The sequence below is a fragment of the Veillonella sp. genome, assembly GCF_015058545.1.
In the GTDB taxonomy this organism is placed as follows: Bacteria; Bacillota; Negativicutes; order Veillonellales; family Veillonellaceae; genus Veillonella_A.
Window position 1 is genome coordinate 1 of the sequence record NZ_SVCB01000082.1, and the last position, 5,332, is coordinate 5,332.

Sequence of the window (5,332 nt, forward strand, 5' to 3'; positions counted from 1 at the left end):
GCCGTGCAGACTGACGGTTCCTCCGTTGTGTTGACCGGTATCGCTACTTTGAACAACGCCCGTGTAGATATTTGGGGCGACCCAAGCGTTAACTGGTTCGTAGATTACAACTATGAAAACATCGATCCGGCTACAGGCTTACCAACCGGTACTCTCCGTATTCCGGCGTTCTTGATGCACAACGAACGTTATGTAGATTCCCGTTCCATTTTGAAAGAAACCTTGGACTTTGTTAAAGCTGAATTAATGGCTCTTTTGAAAAACAACAAAGTAAAAGGCATGGAACATGTGAATGTGGATGACATTGCGGACTTAGTTTTCACGACCGCCACGGAATTGGAATTCTGGGTAAAAACTCCATCCAAAGTTGTAAGCACTAAAGAATTATCCACTTCTCAAAAATTACAGGAACAGTACTGGCAGCGTACTCACGGCACCGTTCGTACCGCTATGGAACAGGCTGTTGAAATGCTTGATGCTTACGGCTTAAACGCTGAAATGGGCCATAAAGAAGTAGGCGGCGTTAAAGGTAAAATCGATGACGAAGGCCATATGGACCATGTTTTGGAACAGCTCGAAATCGACTGGAAATACACCGGTAACCCATTGCAGACCGCTGATAACGAATTACAAGCGCGTATCATCGTGCGTGAAGTATTCCGTGAAAACGGCCTTGACGTTACTTTCCAGGCAAAGCCTATTATCGGCGTAGCCGGTTCCGGGGAACACACTCACTTTGGCTTGATGGCTAAAATGAAAAACGGCAAAATGGTTAACTTGTTCTCCCCTGAAGATATGAAAAAAGCCTTTTTGAGCCCTCTCGGCCTCGGCGCTATCATGGGTCTTCTTAAAAACTATGAAGTTATTAACCCATTTATCACGTCCACAACCGACTCCTTGAATCGTTTGAAACCGGGCTTTGAAGCACCTATTTGTATCGTTACATCCTTGGGTAATCAGCCGGATGAACCAAGCCGTAACCGTACCATTCTCTGCGGTTTGATTCGCGATATTGATAACCCAATGGCCACTCGTTTCGAACTTCGTTCGCCAAACCCTTACACGAATACATACACCGCTATTGCTTTGATTTACTCCGCCGTACTTGACGGCTTGCGCTATGTAATTACTTCCGGCAAAACTCCGGACGAATTATTGGCTGAATTGTCCAAGAATCCGGAAGATCCGGCCGATTACTTAGAAACCGGTCGTGCCTATCGTTCTGAAAAGAATGTATTCGAAGATTACACCGAAGAAGAACGCAACAGCCGTTACGGTATCCCACCGGCTACCGTTTGGGAAAACATCCTCGGCTTCAAGAACAACCCTGCTAAAGTAGATGCTTTGGTTAGCGGTGGCGCTTTTGCTAAAGACCTTATGGAATCCTTCATTGCCGGTATTTTGAACCGTTGGAAATTGGAATTAATCAACCGCTTGATTCCGGCCAACATCAACTCAATCCGCGCCATGAAACCAATTCATGGTGATGATGGCTTAGACATCTCGCGTTGGGACACAATCAACGATATGCGTTATTACTTGGCAAAAGACACCGGTTCTAATACGTCCTTGTTCACTCGTATCGGTCAGGCTATCGATGCCGGCGATTATGACGCAGCCTCTAAATTGCAGATGGAAATGAATGAAAAAATGCTTGATTTAGAAGCAAAATATGCGGAATATACGCGTAACGTATTATAATATTCGCTTGCCGGCGCTGGGTTCGTATCCCTTAGGGCGCGAGCAAGAAACATGTTAGTCGTTTGTTGCGACTTTCTAGTACTAAAAACAATATATAGGAAAGCAATACAGGTCCTCTCGCAGTTCCGAGTTCTTACGAACAAAGTCGCTGCTTAGAGGACCTGTTTTGTTTTATTGTTCATAGTGCTTCTAACCTTATTAAAAGCGCAACAGAGCAATATCGATAGCACTTTACGGATTCAAAAAAACAAGGCGCCGGTCAGAGCGAATATTTTTTTGAATTATTTGTCTGAATAACGTAAAATAGTAGTAAGTATTGGGTTGTACCGTATTCGTATTTGGCTCGGGATTAAGGAGAGTTTCGGGCTCACGTATTGGAGGACAACATGAATAAAAATAGCTTTCCTACAGCGTTAACGATTGCTGGCACGGATCCGTCCGGTGGTGCCGGGATTATGGCGGATTTGAAGTCGTTTCAGGCTCGTCAGGTCTATGGCATGGCGGCTGTAACGAGTGTGGTGGCGCAGAATACAAAGGGCGTTCGCCTCATTCAAAATGTGGACTTGGAGATGCTTGAGGCACAATTGGCTTGTGTTTTTGAAGATATTCCGCCATTGGCTTTGAAAACCGGCATGATTCCGAATGTGGATATGATGCGCATTATCCGTAAATATGTGGATGGTTCGGTTCCGTATGTAATGGATCCGGTTATGGTGGCTACTAGCGGTGACCATCTAATTGATGCACAAGCACGCGACCAATTCAAGGCTGAATTGATGCCGGTGGCTACGTTAGTGACGCCAAATTTATCGGAAACGGAATACTTGGTGGGTTTTGCCATTGAAAGCGAGTCTGATGTTGAAAAAGCAGCTCAGTTCGTTTTAAATGAAATGGGCCCTAAAGCCGTTATTATCAAAGGCGGCCATTTCGGTGAAACTGCTAAAGACTATCTCTACATTAAAGGTGAAAAGCTTGTTACTTTTGAAAGCCCGCGCTATGATACGCCAAACACGCACGGCACCGGCTGTACGTTCTCCGCTGTCATTACGGCGGAACTGGCTAAAGGTAAATCTTTGGTAGAGGCCGTTGGCATTGGCAAGGATTTCATCAGTAAAGCCATCAAAGAAAATCCGGGACTCGGCAAAGGTCACGGCCCGGTAAATCACATGGTAATTGTGTAAATCAAGATAATTCATAGGGATATTTTGTAAGCAAAAAACGTTAAACACTTAAATACTAAATAGGAAAGAAGAATTATGTCATATATAAAATTATTACGGGAGCAAAATCCGCTCGTAATTTGTTTAACTAACGATGTGGTGAAAAACTTTACCGCCAACGGTTTGTTGGCGGTTGGTGCGTCACCGGCTATGAGTTCCTGCATCGAGGATTTGGAAGACTTATTGCCGTATGCTAAGGCTTTGTTGGTAAATATCGGGACAGTGAACCCTGAATTGGCGGCTTTTTACAAAAAAGCTGTAGCCTTAGCCAATAAGCTGAATGTGCCGGTTGTGTTGGATCCGGTAGCCTGTAGCGCCGGCGCTTTTCGCAAGCAGATTGCTATGGACTTATTGGAGCAGCATACAATTACGTTGTTACGCGGTAATGCCGGTGAAATTGCCGCCTTGGTTAGTGAAAAGTTGAGTAAATTAAAAACTGATAATCCGGCAACGGGTGACGGTTTGGAAGCTCAAACGGTAGCTACTAAGGGCGTTGACAGTGAAAGCGTAGCGAATCCGGGGCAGTTAGCCGAGCAATGTGCTAAACTATTTGGCGTCACAAGCATTGCCACCGGTCCGGTGGACGGTATTTCAAACGGCAATAGGACGGTAGAATTTGAACACGGCTCGTCCATGATGCCCCTCGTTGTCGGCACAGGCTGCTTATTAGGCGGCTTTTTGGGCGCTTTTATAGGCTCTACAGCGCAACAAGACGAAGAAATCTTTAACTCCGCTTTATGGGGTCTTAAGGCCTATTCGTTAGCCGGTGAAATGGCGGAGACAGAGTGTCAGCATTTATATAACAAGGTTGAACCGGGTAGTTTTCAGATTGAATTCTTGAATGCTTTGTGCCGCATTCAGGATTCGGACGTATCAAGTAATTAAGATTGTTTAGATTGTTTAGACGGTTGAGCCGTTTTAGACGTTACCGACGTGGAGGCACAAACTGATGAATAATAATTTTAAAGCTGAACAGCTTAAAGTGTATTTTATTTGCGGTACACAGGATTTTAAAATGACCGACAATCCGCTTAAAGTAGCGCTTACTTGCATCGAAACTGCGTTAAAAGCGGGTATCACGATGTTCCAATTTCGTGAAAAAGGTACGGGCTCTTTGCATGGGCAAGCTAAAGAAGATTTTGCCAAACAAGCTCAAGCTTTATGCAAAGCATATAACGTGCCATTTATTATGAGTGATGATATGGATTTAGCCGAATTGCTGGATGTTGATGGTGTTCATATCGGCCAAGATGATGATCCGATAGAAGAGGTACGCCGTCGTTTTCCCAATAAAATTATCGGTCTTTCCATTCACTCACCGGAAGAATACGCGGCTTCCCGTGTTGATTTAGCCGACTACATTGGCATTGGCCCTATTTACGGTACCCAATCGAAAGACGATGCGAAAGCGCCGATTGGTCTTATCGGAGTGGAAGAATTGCGTAAAGTGGCAGGAAGCTTGCCGATTGTTGCCATTGGCGGTATTACGGTCGATAACGCGGCAGATATTGTTAAAAGCGACGCTGACGGAGTATCGGTGATATCGGCGATAACACAGGCTAACGATGTAACGGAAGCTGTGAAAAAATTAAGTTTAATATGATTTCGTGCTTTTATTGGTATAATCTGTAAACTGAATATCTCAAATATAGATCAAAGATGTAATAGTCTTTGATCTTTTTTTGTTCGGACAATAGTATGTCCGTTTAGTTTGATATAGTATTAATGAAATAACAATTTCTAAAAGGATTATTTAAGGTTTGTATGTTAAAAGAAGGAGGAGTTATTATGGATTCTATTTTAGATGTAATTGCTGGTATTGCTATACTTTGGTTAACATATCGAATTTACAGAGTATTAGCAAGTAAGTATCAAATTGTATCATTTTCCGGTTTTATAGGTCATATGTGGGGACATTTCGATTTATTGCTTTGGTCACTCTTAGGTGCTTGTGCAATTGTAGGTCTTGTTGCCATGATTTTTGAGTCTATATTTTCTATATTTTAATTTATTAAATCAAATTTTAACTTCTTGACCTACTTCCTAAGATTTACCTTGGGTAGTTATTATCTTTAAGAATTTTAGCTAATTAGGTTAAAATTTATACTTATTCGTTTTAACTTTTGCTAAAATTTTGCGAAAATAAACATGAAAAAATTTCATTGCATATTACATTTAAAATATTCGATAAAAAGAGTATAATGACTTTGTAATGATATGCTCCCTTTTAGGTAGACACAAGAAATAATAAAATCTTGTGCTACTTAAAAGGGAGTATTTTTTGGCTCTTTGTCAAATTTTGGGGCGCTAAAGAGTCTATGCACTTTGAGGAAGGACATGAGACATAACTGTTGCGTGTCCTTTTCTTGCATTGATGAATAAAATCCGGTTACGGAAGTAGTGGAAGTTCC

The 5,332-nt window shown here is 42.4% G+C and carries 5 protein-coding genes; all 5 read left to right on the plus strand.

Annotation, left to right across the window (positions count from 1 at the left end; genetic code table 11):
• Nucleotides 1–1,701, plus strand: a 1,701-nt coding sequence (locus tag E7204_RS05555) for a glutamine synthetase (RefSeq protein ID WP_295182571.1), incomplete at its 5' end; no start/stop codon positions are given.
• Between the two features lie 386 nt (nt 1,702–2,087).
• Entirely contained in the window at nt 2,088–2,882 is a 795-nt protein-coding gene (thiD, locus tag E7204_RS05560; protein ID WP_295182573.1) for a bifunctional hydroxymethylpyrimidine kinase/phosphomethylpyrimidine kinase, read from the plus strand.
• A gap of 75 nt (nt 2,883–2,957) precedes the next feature.
• A complete protein-coding gene (locus E7204_RS05565) occupies nt 2,958–3,806 on the plus strand; it encodes a hydroxyethylthiazole kinase (protein WP_295182576.1) in 849 nt (282 codons plus the stop codon).
• Between the two features lie 64 nt (nt 3,807–3,870).
• Nucleotides 3,871–4,524: a thiamine phosphate synthase gene (gene thiE, locus E7204_RS05570; RefSeq protein WP_295182578.1), complete on the plus strand. Its 654-nt coding sequence runs from the start codon at nt 3,871–3,873 to the stop codon at nt 4,522–4,524.
• Nucleotides 4,525–4,709: 185 nt separating this feature from the next.
• A complete protein-coding gene (locus E7204_RS05575; RefSeq protein ID WP_295182580.1) occupies nt 4,710–4,928 on the plus strand; it encodes a hypothetical protein in 219 nt (72 codons plus the stop codon).
• The last annotated feature ends 404 nt before the right edge of the window (nt 4,929–5,332 follow it).

Coding starts and splice junctions, on each gene's coding strand:
- thiD (WP_295182573.1), top strand. CDS start 2,088: ATGAATAAAAATAGCTTTCCTACAGCGTTAACGATTGCTGGCACGGAT.
- E7204_RS05565 (WP_295182576.1), top strand. CDS start 2,958: ATGTCATATATAAAATTATTACGGGAGCAAAATCCGCTCGTAATTTGT.
- thiE (WP_295182578.1), top strand. CDS start 3,871: ATGAATAATAATTTTAAAGCTGAACAGCTTAAAGTGTATTTTATTTGC.
- E7204_RS05575 (WP_295182580.1), top strand. CDS start 4,710: ATGGATTCTATTTTAGATGTAATTGCTGGTATTGCTATACTTTGGTTA.